This window comes from Streptomyces sp. NPDC044704 (assembly GCF_056433525.1).
This window is the reverse complement of sequence record NZ_JBWKGY010000016.1, coordinates 78,547-94,416: the sequence shown is the minus strand read 5'-3', so window position 1 is coordinate 94,416 and position 15,870 is coordinate 78,547. Positions and strand designations below refer to the sequence as shown.

11 protein-coding genes are annotated in these 15,870 nt (G+C 74.9%); 9 read left to right on the top strand and 2 right to left on the bottom strand.

Going from position 1 to position 15,870, the window contains the following annotated elements:
• Positions 1 to 93 precede the first annotated feature (93 nt).
• From AC07B0_RS30525 to AC07B0_RS30515, 3 genes are all read left to right on the top strand, one after another.
• On the top strand, positions 94 to 708 hold the full coding sequence (locus tag AC07B0_RS30525) for a TetR/AcrR family transcriptional regulator (RefSeq protein ID WP_356874275.1): 615 nt from the start codon (positions 94 to 96) through the stop codon (positions 706 to 708).
• Positions 709 to 860: 152 nt separating this feature from the next.
• On the top strand, positions 861 to 1,571 hold the full coding sequence (locus tag AC07B0_RS30520; protein WP_478899367.1) for a ribonuclease HII: 711 nt from the start codon (positions 861 to 863) through the stop codon (positions 1,569 to 1,571).
• A 59-nt stretch (positions 1,572 to 1,630) separates the two neighbouring features.
• On the top strand, positions 1,631 to 2,263 hold the full coding sequence (locus AC07B0_RS30515) for a hypothetical protein (protein ID WP_478899365.1): 633 nt from the start codon (positions 1,631 to 1,633) through the stop codon (positions 2,261 to 2,263).
• A gap of 259 nt (positions 2,264 to 2,522) precedes the next feature.
• Here AC07B0_RS30515 and AC07B0_RS30510 read toward each other — a convergent pair whose 3' ends face one another.
• Complete coding sequence (locus AC07B0_RS30510) at positions 2,523 to 3,152, bottom strand: hypothetical protein (RefSeq protein WP_356874281.1); 630 nt, start codon at positions 3,150 to 3,152, stop codon at positions 2,523 to 2,525.
• Positions 3,153 to 3,636: 484 nt separating this feature from the next.
• Between AC07B0_RS30510 and AC07B0_RS30505 the strand changes: the two genes are divergently transcribed.
• Positions 3,637 to 5,796, top strand: a complete 2,160-nt coding sequence (locus AC07B0_RS30505) for a RecQ family ATP-dependent DNA helicase (RefSeq protein ID WP_478899364.1) — start codon at positions 3,637 to 3,639, stop codon at positions 5,794 to 5,796.
• Between the two features lie 138 nt (positions 5,797 to 5,934).
• Here the strand turns inward: AC07B0_RS30505 and AC07B0_RS30500 are convergent, their stop codons facing one another.
• On the bottom strand, positions 5,935 to 6,837 hold the full coding sequence (locus AC07B0_RS30500; protein WP_478899363.1) for a LysR family transcriptional regulator: 903 nt from the start codon (positions 6,835 to 6,837) through the stop codon (positions 5,935 to 5,937).
• A 134-nt stretch (positions 6,838 to 6,971) separates the two neighbouring features.
• On the opposite strand from AC07B0_RS30500, the gene AC07B0_RS30495 reads away from it, so the two are divergent.
• The 5 genes from AC07B0_RS30495 (at position 6,972) to AC07B0_RS30475 (ending at position 15,730) form a co-directional block, all read left to right on the top strand.
• Positions 6,972 to 8,177: an MFS transporter gene (locus tag AC07B0_RS30495; RefSeq protein ID WP_478899362.1), complete on the top strand. Its 1,206-nt coding sequence runs from the start codon at positions 6,972 to 6,974 to the stop codon at positions 8,175 to 8,177.
• Positions 8,178 to 8,400: 223 nt separating this feature from the next.
• A complete protein-coding gene (locus AC07B0_RS30490) occupies positions 8,401 to 9,846 on the top strand; it encodes a DUF4192 domain-containing protein (protein ID WP_478899360.1) in 1,446 nt (481 codons plus the stop codon).
• 671 nt (positions 9,847 to 10,517) lie between these two features.
• Positions 10,518 to 12,449, top strand: coding sequence for a glycogen debranching N-terminal domain-containing protein (locus AC07B0_RS30485; protein ID WP_478899399.1), 1,932 nt, complete (start codon positions 10,518 to 10,520; stop codon positions 12,447 to 12,449).
• A 288-nt stretch (positions 12,450 to 12,737) separates the two neighbouring features.
• Entirely contained in the window at positions 12,738 to 13,484 is a 747-nt protein-coding gene (locus AC07B0_RS30480) for an NUDIX hydrolase (RefSeq protein WP_356874291.1), read from the top strand.
• Between the two features lie 122 nt (positions 13,485 to 13,606).
• Positions 13,607 to 15,730, top strand: coding sequence for an ATP-binding cassette domain-containing protein (locus AC07B0_RS30475; protein WP_478899359.1), 2,124 nt, complete (start codon positions 13,607 to 13,609; stop codon positions 15,728 to 15,730).
• The last annotated feature ends 140 nt before the right edge of the window (positions 15,731 to 15,870 follow it).

The following is a 15,870-nucleotide window of genomic DNA, read 5'->3' as shown; positions in this document are numbered from 1 at the left end:
CCAAGGTAGGAGCCCGCTCGTAGGGAACGCAAGCGTTCCCTACGGCTGAAAATGTGTGCGTCTGACGCACGTGCGGGTCGGAGGTAGCGGGGTATGACGGGTTCGCGCTGGTCGGCGGGGGCGGCGCCGGGGCGCAGGCGCGGGCCGGAACTCGAACGGGCGATCCTGGACGCGGCCCTGGAGCAGCTGAGCACCGTCGGGTGGAACGCGCTCACGATGGAGGGCGTCGCGGCCGGCGCGCGCACCGGCAAGGCCGCGCTCTACCGGCGGTGGCCCTCCAAGGCGGATCTCGTGGCCGAGGTGCTGCGCGCCGGGCTGCCGCCGCTCGGGGAGGTCCCGGACCAGGGCGCGGTCCGCGACGACCTCTTCCGGCTGTGCGTACGGATGCGGGACGTCATGCATTCGCAGGCCGGGGAAGCGCTGCGTGCGGTGCTTCACGAATGCGACCATGCCCATGCGGACCGGTTCCGTGCGGTGATCTGGAACGGCGTCCACGAACCCGCCCACCACCTGATCCGAGCGCTTCTGCGCCGGGGGATCGAGCGCGGTGACGTCCGGCCGGACGCGGTGGACCCGCTGGTGGTCGACGTGATTCCGGCGATGCTGATGTACCGCAGCAAGGTGTGCGGAAGCGAATGGAAGGACCAGGAGATCGGGGACATGATCGACCGGGTGATGGTGCCGATGGTCCGGGCGGACGCCGCCTGAGGCCAGCATCGGCCCCGCCCGGGCGGCCCGGCGAAGGGCAGCGGACGGGGAGCGTCCGCAGGCTGCGGCCGCCGGCCCGCGGCGAGCCGGAGACGGCTTGCCGCAGGCCGGGGTGTGCAGGCGGCCCCGAGCGGCGTAACCTTGCTGGCGCCATGCCGTACGAAGCACCCACCCACACCGTCGAGCGCTCCCTCCGTGCAACCACCGGCGCCAAGATCATCGCCGGGGTCGACGAGGTCGGACGAGGGGCCTGGGCCGGTCCCGTCACCGTCTGCGCGGCGATCACCGGTCTGCGCCGGCCGCCCGCGGGGCTCACCGACTCCAAACTGCTCACCCCCAGACGACGCGACGCGCTGCTCGACGTCCTGGAGGACTGGGTCACCGCCCACGCCCTCGGGCACGCCTCCCCCGAGGAGATCGACGAGCTCGGGATGACCGCCGCGCTGCGGCTCGCGGCCGTGCGCGCCCTGGAGGCCCTCCCGGTGCGGCCCGACGCGGTCATCCTCGACGGCAAGCACGACTACCTCGGCGCACCCTGGCAGGTCCGTACGGTGATCAAGGGCGACCAGTCCTGCGTCGCCGTCGCCGCGGCCTCGGTGATCGCCAAGGTCCGGCGCGACCGGATGATGGCCGAACTCGGCGAACAGGGTGATGGAACAGCGGACTTCGCCTTCGCCGCCAACGCAGGCTATCCGTCGCCCATGCACCGGGCCGCGCTCGAGGAGCGGGGTCCCACCGCGTACCACCGGCTCTCGTGGTCGTACCTCGACGCGCTGCCCCGGTGGCGGCACCTCAAGAAGGTGCGCCGCAGCGAGGAGGCGGCGGCTTTGGAAGACGGAGGCCAACTCGGCTTCGATTTCTGATCGCACCCACGTGCCACCCACCGGTACGTTTCGTACCGGTGTTTGATAGATATCAACTCATGCCTCTCACCCCCGCCATCGAGGAGCCTCAGATTCACGAGAGTGCCCAGGGTCCCCGCGTCACGCCGGCCGCCGGCCGCACCGCGCAGACCCCCCGCCCCGTACCTGGTCCGCGTCCCGCCGCCGTACCCCGGCCCGGACGCCCCGGTCCCGTCCGGCCCGCCCCGCCCGCGCAGCGCGCGGCGCAGGCCGCCCCCGGACCCGCTTCCGCAGCCCCCGCCGCCCCGTCCGTCTCCGCGGCGGTGCCGCAGGTCCAGCTGATCCCGGCCTCCGCCGAGGGTGCGCTGGACGCGGCCGACGAGGCCGTGGACCTGCTGCTCGACACCGGGCGCGCGCCCGGCGACATCCTGGTCCTCACGACCGGCGACCCGCACCCGTGGGCCGCTCACGAGCTGTCCTTCGGCGAGGCCTCCTACTGGGCCCAGCACGAGGCCGGGGACGACGTCTTCTACGCGGACGCGGCGCAGGTGCAGCGTGCCGCGGGCCGTCCCGTCGTGGTCTTCGCGGCCAACGGCGGACCGGCCGGAACGGTCGCCACCGCACTGCCGGTCGCGCTCGCGCGTGCCGGTGCGCTGCTGATCGTGTGCGGCGACGTACAGCAGATCAACTCCGTGCTGGGTGCGGGCGTCTGACGCCCCGTATCCCGCACGGGCGAGGGGCGGGGCGGGCCGGGTGCCGGCCCCGCTGAAGCCCGGAGCCCGGACTGCTGTACACCCGTCCGCGGGAGTGCGGCCGTGAGGGCCGTTCCGTGATGCCGTGTAGCTCGTGTGACACGGCACCGTTGAGTGGCGCCGGGGTGGTGCCGTGCCCGTCCGCGCGAGCACGCGCACCCCACGGGGCCCGGTCGTACGGGGCTCCGCGCGCGGTGCGCGTCGTACGCGGTCGCGGGGCTCAGCGGGCTGCGGTGCGCCGCAGGGCCTCGGTCGCGCCGCCGCCCGTGCGGAGCGGCAGCGGCGTGAGCTCACCCATCGTGGAGCCGAGCCGCTCCGGCCGGGAGTCCGAGCTGGGCCGCCGCCCGCCGCGGCCCTCCCCGAGCACCTGCCAGCCGCCGTGCGTCAGCGTGATGTACGCCCCGCAGCGCAGCCCGTGCAGGGTGCAGGCGTCCCGCAGCCCCCACATCCAGGCCCCGTCCTCCTCGGTCCACCGCTCGTCGCCGTCCCGGCAGTACAACAGCACCGCCGTCCGTACCGGGGTCCGCCGCCGCAGGTCGTGCGGGAGGACCCGGCGCAGCCGCGACAACAGGGCGTTGCGGTACTCCCAGCCGTCGGCTGAGGCCGACCGCTGGACGAAGGAGGCGCTCGCGACGAGCCGGTCCTCGGGACCGAGGACGGCGATCACCGCGGTGTCGGGCACGGGGCTGTGCCGGGAGTGGAGCCCGTCGACCAGCTCGCGCGGATTGCGCAGCAGGGGGACCCCCGCCGCCGTCCACTCGGAGGGTTCGAGCAGTCTGCCGTGCCGGCTGGCGCCGCCGGTGGCCGTTGTCAGGGACGTGGTCGAGGGCGAGGCGAATCCGAAGGTCACGGTCCTCCCTTCGGGTACACGCCCGTGAACGGGCACGGCTGGGATGCGGGCGCGCCACAGCACGGCCCTGGAGAGTGCCGACGAGCCGAGCGGGAGCACTCCGATTCTCGCGTGGCCCGCGAGGGTGGGGCAATGAGCATTTGCGGCCGCCGACCGGAATTCGCCGGTATGCCGTTCATATCCTTGCCCCGTCGCGCCGTAGATGACGCATTCGGTGCGGCCGGAGCGCGAGCACCAGCGCGAACGCGTCCTCGGTACCCGTCCGCCGGAACGGCCGGGCTCTCGCGCGGTGGCGGGGTCATCCGGTCGCGCGGTCGTCGTGGAGGGTGCCACCCCCGAGGCCTCCGTCATGTTCGCTGCCTCCGCCGGGGGCGCGGCAGAGGCCCGCTGGAGGCCCCGGCGCAGGTCGGCCCGCCGGTGCGTGGGCGGTACGTGACGCTGGGTGAGTTGGCCCATTGTCCGTGCCATCGGGTTGCATGGGGGGATGGACAACCTGGAGCTCCGCACTGAAGCCGATGCCATCCTCGCTGAGCTCGTCGGTGCCCCGGGGGGTTCGGCGCGGCTTCGCGAGGACCAGTGGCAGGCGGTGTCCGCCCTGGTGGAGGAGCGCAGGCGGGCCCTGGTCGTACAGCGCACCGGCTGGGGCAAGTCGGCGGTGTACTTCGTCGCGACCGCTCTGCTGCGCCGCCGCGGCTCCGGCCCCACCGTGATCATCTCGCCGCTGCTGGCCCTCATGCGCAACCAGGTCGAGGCGGCCGCGCGGGCCGGCATCCAGGCGCGCACCATCAACTCCGCCAACCCGGAGGAGTGGGACACCATCTACGACGAGGTGGAGCGCGGCGAGACCGACGTCCTCCTCGTCAGTCCGGAACGCCTCAACTCCGTGGACTTCCGCGAGCAGGTGCTCCCCAAGCTCGCGGCCACGACCGGCCTCCTCGTCGTCGACGAGGCGCACTGCATCTCCGACTGGGGACACGACTTCCGCCCCGACTACCGGCGGCTGCGGGCGATGCTCGCCGAGCTCGCCCCCGGCGTACCGGTGCTGGCCACCACCGCGACCGCCAACGCGCGGGTCACCGCCGACGTCGCGGAGCAACTGGGCACCGGCGCGGGCGAGGCTCTGGTACTGCGCGGCCCGCTGGAGCGGGAGAGCCTGCGCCTGGGCGTGGTCCGGCTGCCGGACGCCGCGCACCGGCTGGGCTGGCTCGCCCAGCACCTCGAAGAACTGCAGGGATCCGGGATCATCTACACCCTCACCGTCGCCGCCGCCGAGGAGGCCACCGCCTTCCTGCGCCAGCGCGGCTTCAACGTGGCCTCCTACACGGGGCGCACGGAGAACGCCGACCGGCTCCAGGCCGAGATCGACCTCCAGGAGAACCGGGTCAAGGCGCTGGTCGCGACCTCGGCCCTGGGCATGGGCTTCGACAAGCCCGACCTGGGCTTCGTGATCCACCTCGGTTCGCCGTCCTCGCCGATCGCCTACTACCAGCAGGTGGGCCGCGCGGGCCGCGGGGTCGAGCACGCCGACGTGCTGCTGCTGCCGGGCAAGGAGGACGAGGCGATCTGGCGCTACTTCGCCGACACCGCCTTCCCGCCCGAGGCCCAGGTCCGCCAGACCCTGGCGGCCCTCGCCGACGCCGGACGGCCGGTGTCCGTGCCCGCCCTGGAGGCCGCGGTCGACCTGCGCCGCACCCGGCTGGAAACCATGCTCAAGGTCCTCGACGTGGACGGGGCGGTCAAGCGGGTGAAGGGCGGCTGGTCCTCCACCGGCGAGCCGTGGGCCTACGACTCCGAGCGGTACGCCTGGGTCGCCCGCCAGCGGGCCGCCGAGCAGCAGGCCATGCGCGACTACGTGACGACGACCGGGTGCCGGATGGAGTTCCTGCGCCGGCAGCTCGACGACGAGGGCGCCGCCCCGTGCGGCCGCTGCGACAACTGCGCGGGCACCTGGGCCGATTCCACCGTTTCGGCCGAGATCCTGACGGGCGCGGCGAAGGAACTGGACCGCCCCGGGGTGGAGGTCGAGCCGCGCCGGATGTGGCCGACGGGGATGCCCGCACTGGGCATCAACCTCAAGGGCCGCATCCCGGTCAAGGAGCAGTGCTCCGCCGGGCGCGCCCTGGGGCGGCTCTCCGACATCGGCTGGGGCAACCGGCTGCGCCCGCTCCTCGCCGACAACGCACCCGACGGACCCGTCCCCGACGACGTCCTGCAGGCCGCGGTCGCCGTCCTCGCCGACTGGGCGCGTTCCCCGGGCGGCTGGGCGCCGAACGTGTCCGATGCCACCGCCCGGCCGGTGGGAGTCGTCGCCGTACCCTCCCTGACCCGTCCTCAGCTGGTGGGCTCCCTCGCCCAGGGCATCGCGGCCATCGGCCGGCTCCCCTTCCTGGGCAGCCTGACGTACACCGGACCGGACGGCGCGCACGCGGCGCGCCGCAGCAACTCCGCCCAGCGCCTCAGGGCGCTCTCCGGCGCCTTTGCCGTCCCCGAGGACCTGGCGGCCGCCCTGGCGGCCGCTCCCGGCCCCGTCCTGCTAGTGGACGACTCCACCGAATCCGGGTGGACCCTCGCGGTCGCCGCCCGGCTGCTCCGGCAGGCGGGCGCCGAACAGGTCCTTCCGCTGGTCCTGGCCTCGGCCGCCTGATCCCTGCGCGGCTTCCTTGCGGGCTGCGGGCTGCGGGCTGCGGGCGGGGTGAGGGGCGGGGCTGCGCGGCCGGGGCCGCCGGGGCATGGTGCCGGGCGTGTGGCCGGGCCGGGTCGTGGTGCCGGGTGCGGTGCGGGCTCAGGCCGCCGGTCCGGCCGTCTCGGCGACCGCCAGGGCGAAGGCCTGCGCCTGCGCGGAAGGCCTCAGGCGGGGGCGGACGAGGCCCAGCTCGGAGTCGGGCAGGCCCCGTACCGGGACGAAGGCCAGGGAGTCGCGGCTCGCGTGGTAGCCGGCCGTGGACCGGCACAGCAGCATCGCGCCCCGGTCTCCGGCGGCCAGGCTCAGTCCTTCCTGGAGCGTGTTGACGCCGGGCCCGGCCGGCACGGGGAGGCCGCCCGGGGTCCTGCGGGGGGCCTGGGCGTGCCGCCAGTAGTCGGGGGCGTCGCCGTCGATCCGGATGAGACGGCAGTCGGCGAGCTCCTCGGCGGACAGCGACTCCCGGGCGGCGAACGGATGCCGGACGGACACCGCGAGGGTCTGCGGATGCCGGGAGAAGACCGGCCCGAGGGCGAGGTCGTCCTCGGCGACCGGCAGCAGCACCGCCGCGCAGTCCACCTCCTGGCGGCGCAGCGGACCGAACGGGTCGGAGAGCGGGATCTCGACGATGCCGATCGCGCAGTCGGGATACCGGTCCCCGAACCGGGCGATCGCCCGGCTCAGGTGGTCGTCGACGGCGCCCTGGAATCCGATGCGCAGCACCCCGCCCGTTCCCCGCGCGGCGGCGCGGGCGTCTTCCACGGTGGCGCGCAGGGCGTCGTACGCGGGGCGCAGACCCGCGAGGAAGCTCTCCCCCAGCGGGGTCAGGCCCACCCGGCGGCTGGTGCGTTCGAGGAGGGGAGCGCCGATGCGGGTCTCCAACGACCGCAGGAGCTGACTGACCCGGCTCTGGGAGACGTACAGCCGCTCGCCCGCCCTGCCGAAGTGCAACTCCTCGGAGAGGACGAGGAACGCCTCCAGCTCGCGTATCTCCACACCGCTCATGCCGGTCCCTTCATGGCGTTCTCTTGCGCACCGCCGCCGACAGCGCACCAGTGCGGCGGATCGAGTAGTCCCGCTCATCGAAGGATGAGAGATCCGCCGTTGTTCCCCCGGAGCGGGGCGGGTTGGCTGGCCGCATGGCACAGACAGAGGAAACCGCTGACATCGGCGGGATGCGCGAGCGACCGGCGGCCCGCGGCTGGCCGGGCGTCGTGGCGGTCGCGGGTGCGACCTTCACGGTGGTGACGTCTGAGATGCTGCCCGTGGGGCTGCTGACTCCCATCGGGGACGCGCTGGAGGTGACCGACGGCGCCGCCGGACTGACCCTGACCGTCACCGGCCTGGTGGGCGCGGTGTCGGCGCCGATCCTGACACCGCTGTTGGGGCGGTTCGATCGGCGAACGGTGCTGTGTGCGCTCATGGGCCTCCTGACGGCCGGCAACCTGCTCGCCGCGTGGACGCCGGACTTCGCGGTGATGGTGGCGGCCCGGGTGCTGGTCGGTATCGGTATGGGCGGTGTCTGGGCGATCGCGGCGGGGCTGGCGGTGCGGCTGGCCCCGTCGAGGTCGGTCGGCTCCGCGACCTCCCTGATCTTCAGCGGGATCGCGGTGGCGTCGGTGCTCGGGGTCCCGGCCGGTGCGTACGTAGGTGAACTGGTTGGCTGGCGGGCCGCGTTCGCGGCGGCGGGCGTGCTGGGGCTGGTGGTGCTGGTCGGCCTGGCGGTCCTGCTGCCGCGACTGCCCGCCGAGGAAGAGGTACGGCTCGGTGGTGTGGTGAGGCTGTGCGGCGACGCGCGGGTGCGGACGGGGCTGGCCGTGGTGGCCCTGCTGGTCACCGGTCACTTCGCCGCCTACACGTACGTGCGCCCCGTGCTGGAGGAGGTCTCCGGGGTGCGCGCCGGCACGATCGGGACACTGCTGCTGGTGTACGGAGTCGCTGGCGTGGCGGGCAACTTCGCGGCCGGTGCGGGCGCCGCCCGCTCCCCGCGTTCCACCTTGCTGGTGATCAGTGCGGTGCTGGCGTCCACGATCGCGTTGGTACCGGTGCTCGGCGGCTCCGTCCTGACCGCTGGTGTGCTCCTCGCGGTGTGGGGGCTGTCCTACGGAGGGGTGTCCGTCAGCACCCAGGCATGGCTGCTGGCTTCGGCGCCCGGGGCGCGCGAGGCCGCGTCCTCCTTGTTCGTCGGCGTCTTCAACGGGGCGATCGCCCTGGGTGCGTTGGCCGGCGCGCTGGCGGCGGACGGCGCCGGGGTCATGGCGGTGATGTGGTGGGGCGGCGGGCTCGCGGCGGCCGCCCTCGCGGTGACCGTGCTGGGCAAGTCCCCTTCGTCCGGGCGCCCCTGAGGTAGGGTCCGGCACGGAGTCCGTCGTTCGTCTTCCGGTGGTCATGGGGTGGGCAGGCTTCGAGTGCGTGGCGGGCCGGGGGCCTGGGATCTGTGTTCATGGCTCCATGGAACCCGATCCCCCTGACATCGCGCCATCACCGCACCCGACCTGTGGATATTGAAAGCTGGACGAGTTATCCACAGGGGTTTCCGGATCGGACCAGGCACGGGACCGTCGACGCATGACGACGAACCACGAATCAACCAGCCCGGCCGGCCGGCCCTCCCTCAGCCCGTCCGGGTCCCCGACCGAACCCCAGATCACCCTGCGCAGCCCGGCCGAACTGGCCGACGCGCTGCCCTACATGCTCGGCTTCCACCCGACCGACTCCCTCGTCATGGTCGCCGTACACGGCGAGGGAGGACGCTTCGGCGGCCGGCTCCGCGTCGGGATCCCGGCGGCGCCCGGCGAATGGGAGGAAACCGCCCGGCAGGTCGCCGAATGCCTGGTCCGCGGCAGCGAACGGCGCGGTGCCAAGCCCGACGGCATCGTGGTCTTCCTCTGCCGGGACCCGCAGGGCGGGGAGAGCGGCCAGCGGGTGATGACCAGGCTCCGGCCCCTCGCTCAGCGGCTGCGGACCGCCTGCGGGGAACTCGACGTCCCCGTACTGGAGGCCCTGTGCCTCTCCGGCGGCCGCTACTGGTCCTACACCTGTCACGACGCCGACTGCTGCCCGGCCGAAGGCAATCCGCTGGCCCCGCCCGGCACTTCCGTGATGGCAGCGGCCGCGACCTTCGCCGGGCTCCAGGTGCGGGGCTCCCTGCGGGAGATCGAGAACCGGCTCGCCCCCCTGCGCGGGCCGCTGGCCGCCGACCAGGAGGACGCCCTGGAGCGGGCGGCCATCGCCCTGGTGCCGAAGATCCTCGACGGCGCCACTCGTGAGGAGGTCGGTGCCGAGACCATCAGTCTGGCAAGGACCCTGCTGCGGCGCCTGGCCCTCGCCCCGCCCGCCGAAGGGGGAGCCGGGGCCGACGGCCGCGACGACGCCCTGCTCGGCCACGACGAGGCCGCCGCCGTGATCATCGGCCTCCAGGACCGCGAGATCCGCGACATCGCCGCCGAGTGGATGGAGGACGACGAGGCCGCTCCGGCCCTGCGGCTGTGGCGGGCTCTGGCACGGCGTTGCGTCGGGGCCTACGGAGAGCACGCGGCGGCCCCGCTCACCCTCGCGGGCTGGGTTTCCTGGTCCAGCGGGGACGAGCCGACGGCTCGGATCGCCCTCGGGATGGCGCTGCGGGCAGACTCCGAGTACCGCTTCGCCCAGCTGCTCCACCACGCCTGCAACGAGGGCATCGACCCGGAAGGGCTGCGGGAGTGCCTGAGGGAGGAACGCAGGCGCCGCGAACCCCGCCGGAAGCGGGCCGCCGCCACCACACGCCCGCCAGGGCGTCGGAGCGGCCGACGGCGCCCGGAATCCCGCGGCCCGGGGTCCGGCGGACCAGACGCTCGCCAGCCTGGGTCCGCTGGTCCTGCATCTCAGGGAACCGCTGGTCCCGCGTTCTCGCCCGACGACGCCCACGACGGCCACAGCATCGAATCCCGCACCTCCGAAGCCCGTCGCACCGAAGCCCACGGCACCGAGTCCTACCGCCCCGAGTCCCGCCGCCCCGAGGGGAGCGGGCAGTGAGCGCCCGCCGGGACCCGTGCCGAGGCAGCACCGTCCAGCGGCTCCGGGACGTGGTGGGTGCGGCGTTCCGCCCATGCCGTCCCGCCCTGCGGGGGCAGTCACCACCGGGGCCCGTGACCCGGGCGGGGGCCAGGGCGTTCCCCTGGAGGGCGGTGGGGGCCCGGCCGAGCTGCCGCCCAGCCGAACCGGCCGGAGCGCAGACAAGGCGGCACATGGCTCCCCCCGTACCCGAAACCGATCCCTCCGGACCCCCGCCCGCACCACCGGCCCACCCCCCGGGAACCCCCGCGGGCCGGCCCGGCGGCCGACTCCCCGACCCCGCCCCGGGCCGCGCCGGGAGCCCGCCCGCCGGCCCAGCCCCGGTGCCGGGTCCTGCGGAACGTGGGACGGTCGCGGCAGGGCCCTCCGTTCCGTGGCCCGTCGGGGACACAGCGGTCTCCGCCCCGGGCCGCGCCGGGGACCCGCCCGCCGGTGCCGCCTCGCCGTCCGGCCCTGCGGAACGTCAGGCAGGAGCCGCCGCCGGGGGAGGAGGCGAAGTCCCGGGCACCGCCGGGACCCGGGGTACAGCGGGGAGTAGCGGCGGGCACTCCGGCACCGTGGAGGCGCCGGGAGCCGGTCCGGCGCGGCCCGGCACGGCGGGACCCGGGGTGCCGCCCGCGCGCAGGGCCGACCTGCCACCCGTGCACGGAGCCGTCATCTGCGTCTCCGCACCCTGCCTGGCCATTTCCCCCGAGCACGGCCAGCTCACCGGGCGGGGGATCGACGGGATCTACCGAGCCGGGCGCCGCCTGCTGTCCCGGTGCGTGCTCCGCGTCGCGGGCCGGGACCCGGTCGCCGTCCAGGGGCGCAGCCTCGGCGCCGACCGGGCTGCCTTCACCGCCACCGTCCGCACCGGCGTCGAGCCGGGCCCCGATCCCGACGTCGGCGTCGAACGCGTCCGGCACGCCGACGGGACCGAGCGGATCACCCTGCGCAGCTTCGCCGCCCGCCCGATGCGCCTCGCCGTCGAGGTCTCCCTCGGCACCGACCTGGCAGAACTGGCCGCGGTAGCCGCGGGCAGACCGGGGCCCGAACTGCCCGCCGCCGTCCACGCCGCCGGGCTCCGCTGGAGCAGCGGCGAGGCCCGGGCCGTCACCACCGCCGACCCGGCTCCCGACGACGCCCTCGCCTCGGCCGGACTGCTGCGCTGGCAACTCGAACTGGCGCCCGGCGAGTCCCGCGCCATCGAACTGCGGACCACGCGCGACCGCACCGGCCGGGCCCCCGCCGGACAGGTCGCGAACCCCCTCTCCGCAGCCCGCGCCGAGGGCGACGACCCGAGGGCCGACATCTGGTTCCGGACCAGCCTCGACGACCTGGGCGCACTGCTCCTGCGGGACCCCGCGACACCCTGCGACGCCTTCGCCGCGGCAGGAGTGCCGTGGCGGCTCGGACTGGCCCCGGCGGAGTCGCTGTGGGCCGCGCGGATGGCGCTGCCGCTCGGCACCGGGCTGGCCGCCGCCACCCTGCGCACGCTGGCCCGGAGCCAGACCGCCGGGCGCGGCCCCGATGCGGGGAAGATCCCCGGTCCGCTGCGCGCGGCCGGACCGCAGCTGCCGCCGGGATGCACCGGCACGGAAGCCACCCTCGGCTTCCCGGTCCTGCTCGCCGAGGCACGGCGGTGGGGGCTCCCAGAGGAGGAGGCGGCCCGGCTGCTCCCGCATGCGGAACGATGCCTGGACTGGCTGCGCGGGGCCCTCGGTGAGAACGGCTTCCTGGCCGATCCCGACCCGGGGCCACGGCGCCTCGAAACCCAGGCCCACGCCCACCGGGCCGCGCTGCTCGGCGCCGACCTGCTGGACGGGTGCGGGCGGCCCGGAGCGGGGGAGTGGCGGGAATGGGCGGCCGAGCTGAGGAAGAGGTTCCGGGCCGGCTTCTGGATCGACGGACCGGACGGGGGCCGCCCCGCCGCGGCCCTGCACCCCGACGGGCGGCCACTGCCCCGGCTGACGGGGGCCGCCGCGCACCTGCTGGACACCGGGTTGCTGGGCGGCGGCCGGCTCGCGCCCGGCCTGCTGGACCCGGTCCGTACCGAACAGCTGGCCCGGCTCCTCGGTGCCCCCGCGATGGACTCCGGGTGGGGGCTGCGGAGCATGGCCGCCCGCGAGCCGGGCCACAACCCGTTCGGCCACCGGTCGGGTGCCGTCAGGGCTCACGAGAGCGCGGTCGCGGTCGCCGGCCTCGTCCACGCGGGCTTCGAGAAGGAGGCCGCCGGTCTGCTCCGCGGCCTGCTGGACGCGGCGGAGACGTTCGGGTACCGGCTGCCGGAGATGTACGCCGCCGAGCAGCGCACCGCCGGCAGCGCCCCGCTCCCGCATCCGGCCGCCTGCCGGCCCGCGGCCGTGGCGGCGGCCGCCGGGATCCACGCGCTGACGGCTCTGGCCGGGATCCGGCCGGACGCCCCGGAGGCGACGGTCGCGGTGGCACCCTCGGCCGGCGCCCCGCTCGGCGCCCTGCGCCTCTCGGGCCTGCGCGTGGCCGGGGAGCCGTTCACCGTCCGGATCAGCCGGCTCGGCGTCGGCATGGTGGAGGAGGCCGCCGATGCGCTCCAACTCGGAGGCTGAGCCGTTCCGCCGAAGTCCTGCCCGGTCAGCGGGTTCCGGTGCTCCTGCGGCGAAGTTCCGGACGTCGCCTCGTCAGACCCCTTCACCGCGTCGACCCAGCGGGTTGGATCGGGACCGGCGGGGGTGGGGCGCCGACCGGGAAGTCCGGGTGGCGGGCGCCGTGGCGAGGCCGGTCCCGAGCGCCGGCCGGCGCCGTGTGATCGGGAAGATCCGCGCTGGGTTCCAGATCACGGTCTCCGGGATCACCAAAGCTCTGTTTATCGTCAGGCAGACGACTATGATCGCGGCATGTCGCCCTACGACCCGTCGGCCTTTCCGCCCTTCGCCGTCACCGTCGACCTGGTCGTGCTCACCGTACGGCGCCACGCGCTCTGCGCGCTCGTGGTGCGACGGGGTGAGCAGCCGTTCCAGGGGCGCTGGGCCCTGCCCGGCGGCTTCGTCCGCGAGGACGAGGACCTGGCGGGCGCCGCGGCCCGCGAGCTCTCCGAGGAGACGGGCCTGTGTGCCCACGACCCGGCGGCCCCGGAGGTGGGCAACGGGGCGCACCTCGAACAGCTCGCCACCTACGGAGACCCCCAGCGCGACCCGCGCATGCGGGTGGTCAGCGTGGCGCACCTGGTGCTGGCCCCCGACCTGCCCGCCCCGCGTGCGGGCGGTGATGCCAACAGCGCCCGCTGGGCACCGGTCGGGGAACTCCTCGAGGCGCCCGACCAGGCTTCCGCCGGACTCGCCTTCGACCACGCGACGATCCTCGCCGACGGGGTGGAACGGGCCCGGTCGAAGATCGAATACTCCTCCCTGGCGACGGCCTTCTGCCCGCCCGAGTTCACCGTCGGCGAGCTGCGCCGGGTGTACGAGGCGGTGTGGGGCGTGGCTCTCGACCCGCGGAACTTCCACCGCAAGGTCACCGGGACCCCCGGGTTCCTGGTGCCCGCCGGGGGAACCACGACCCGTCAGGGCGGCAGGCCCGCCCAGCTGTTCCGGGCCGGCGGAGCGACCCTGCTCAACCCGCCCATGCTGCGTCCCGAAGTCTGAGCAACCGGCTGCGACATCGGCGCCGCGACGGACCGGTTGCGTAGAAAATCGGACATATCGCGTTATCTTGCTTGCGGTACTCACACTGCCGCAGAGCGGTCTCACACCCCGCGAGAGAAGCGATGCTCCAGGCCATCGGACTCACCAGCACACCCCGTCGACAACTCCCGCCCATCGTGGACGGCCTCACCTTCGAGGCCCGCCCGGGGTGCGTGACCGCGCTCCTCGGCGATCCGGGCTCGGGCAAGACCACCGCGCTGCGGCTCATGCTCGAACTCGAACCGGGTCGCGGAGTCACGTACTTCCGGGGCCGCCCGCTCCACCGGATCCCGCATCCCGGCCGTGAGGTCGGCGTGCTCCTCGGCGACGTCCCCGGCCACCCCGCGCGGACCGTCCGCAACCAGCTGCGCATGCTGTGCGCCGCCGCCGGTGTGGCGGCCTCCCGGGCCGACACGATGATGGAGGTCGTCGGCATCGCCGGCTTGCGCGACGAGCGGCTCGGCTCGCTCTCCCTCGGCATGGAACGCCGGGTGGGGCTGGCCGCCGCCCTGCTCGCCGACCCCTGCACCCTCCTCCTCGACGAGCCCGGCAACGGACTCTCCGCGAAGGAACGCGGCTGGCTGCACGGGATGCTGCGCGGCCACGCCTCCCTCGGCGGCGCGGTGCTGTTCACCACCGACGACGCCAAGGAAGCCGCCGTCAACGCCGACCGGGTCGTCTCGATCGCGTCGGGCCGGCTCGTCGCCGACCAGGACGCCACCGACTTCGCCCGCACCCGCCTGCGGCCGCGCGTCGCCGTGCGCACCCCGCACGCGGCAAGACTGGCCGACGTGCTGACCCGCGAAGCCAGAGCTGCCCAGCGTGCGGTGGAGATCGTCGCGGAGAGCGGCAGCCGCCTCTCGGTGTACGGCAGCAACTGCGCGGAGATCGGCGAGGCCGCCTTCCGTCACGGCGTACTGGTCCACCAGCTCGCCGACGAGACCGGGCAGACCGGCGACGCCCGCGACGGCGGAGACCACGGTGATGCCGGAACGCCGGTTCCGCCCGTCCCGCAGGCCCGCACCCGGCCCGCCATCCAGGCCCGCTCCGAACTCCACTCCGAACTACGCTCCGAGGCCCGCTCCGAGGTCCGGCTCGAAGTCGGCGTCCAGGCCGCCCGCACCGGCACCGGCTTCCAGAGCGCCGCCGGCGTCCGCCCCGACACCGCCCCTGATGTCGGCACCGGCCCCCACCCCCACCCCGGCCCGCGCTCCGAGGCCCGTACGGAGGGGACGGGCGACACCCCGTCCGACCCCGGCGCGGTACCCGAGGCGTGGGGGGCGCCGGCTCCGGGCCCGCAGGACCGGGACTCGGAAGCCGTGAACCCCGAGTGCTGGGGCCTGGAAGGCCGGAGCCGGGAGGCCGGGGACGCAGGAAGCGCGGCACCGCGTCGCCAGGCGAGTGCGGGGCGGCCCGTCTCCACGGTGCGCCGCGTCGGCGGACCGCTGCGGCCGCTGCGCTACGAGCTGCGCCGGGTCTTCGGCACCGCGACCCCCGTCCTGACGGCCGCCGCCGTCCTCGCCGCCTCCGTACTCATCTCCCTCGTACTGGCGCGGGCGGGCCACACCCCGCAGGGCCGACTGCTCGCGGCCTGGCCCGAGCTGCTCCCGCTGCCCCCCGCCGCGGTCGGCGCGGGACTGCTCGGCGCCCTGGCGTTCGGCGAGGAGTACCGCTTCCCGGCACTCGCCGCGGACCGCGGCACCGTGCCGCGCCGGATGGGCCTGCTCACCGCCAAACTCGGGGTGTGCGGCGCCCTCGCGCTGCTGTTCGGAGCCCTCGCCGTCGCCGCCGACGCGGCGGCCCTGCGCCTCGTCTTCGGGGCCGCCCCCCTGCACTCACCCGCGGAATGGGTCGCCCCGGCCGCGAGTTGGGCGGGCCTGCTCGTCGGCTGCGCCTGGGCCGGGGTGCTCGCCTCCGGAGTGTTCCGGTCCGCCACGGCGGGCCTCGCCGCCGTGTTCGCCGTACCCGTGATGGTCGTACCGCTCCTGCGCAAGGCCCTGGACGGGCCGTCCGCGTACCCGATGAACGGAATCGGCTCGCGGCTGCGGAGCCTGTCCTGGGCGCAGTGGCCCCCGGAGACCGACCGGCTCGTGCTGGGAGCCCTTCGGGTGATGGCCCAACCCGTCGGCACCGCGCTGCTGTTGTCACTGATGGTCCTGTTGTGCGCCTATGGGTTCACAGGACTGCGCTCCCGCGTCCGTTGGTGATCGTTCCGGTGCGGGAGAAGACTCCCGGGGGACCGCGGGAGACCGGATCACGCGAAATCACGTGAAGCGGACCGCAACTCCCCGCAAAAAGCCCGGTTCTTTCCGATAAGTCGTCAATTGCGTAGGTGGCACCGATCACC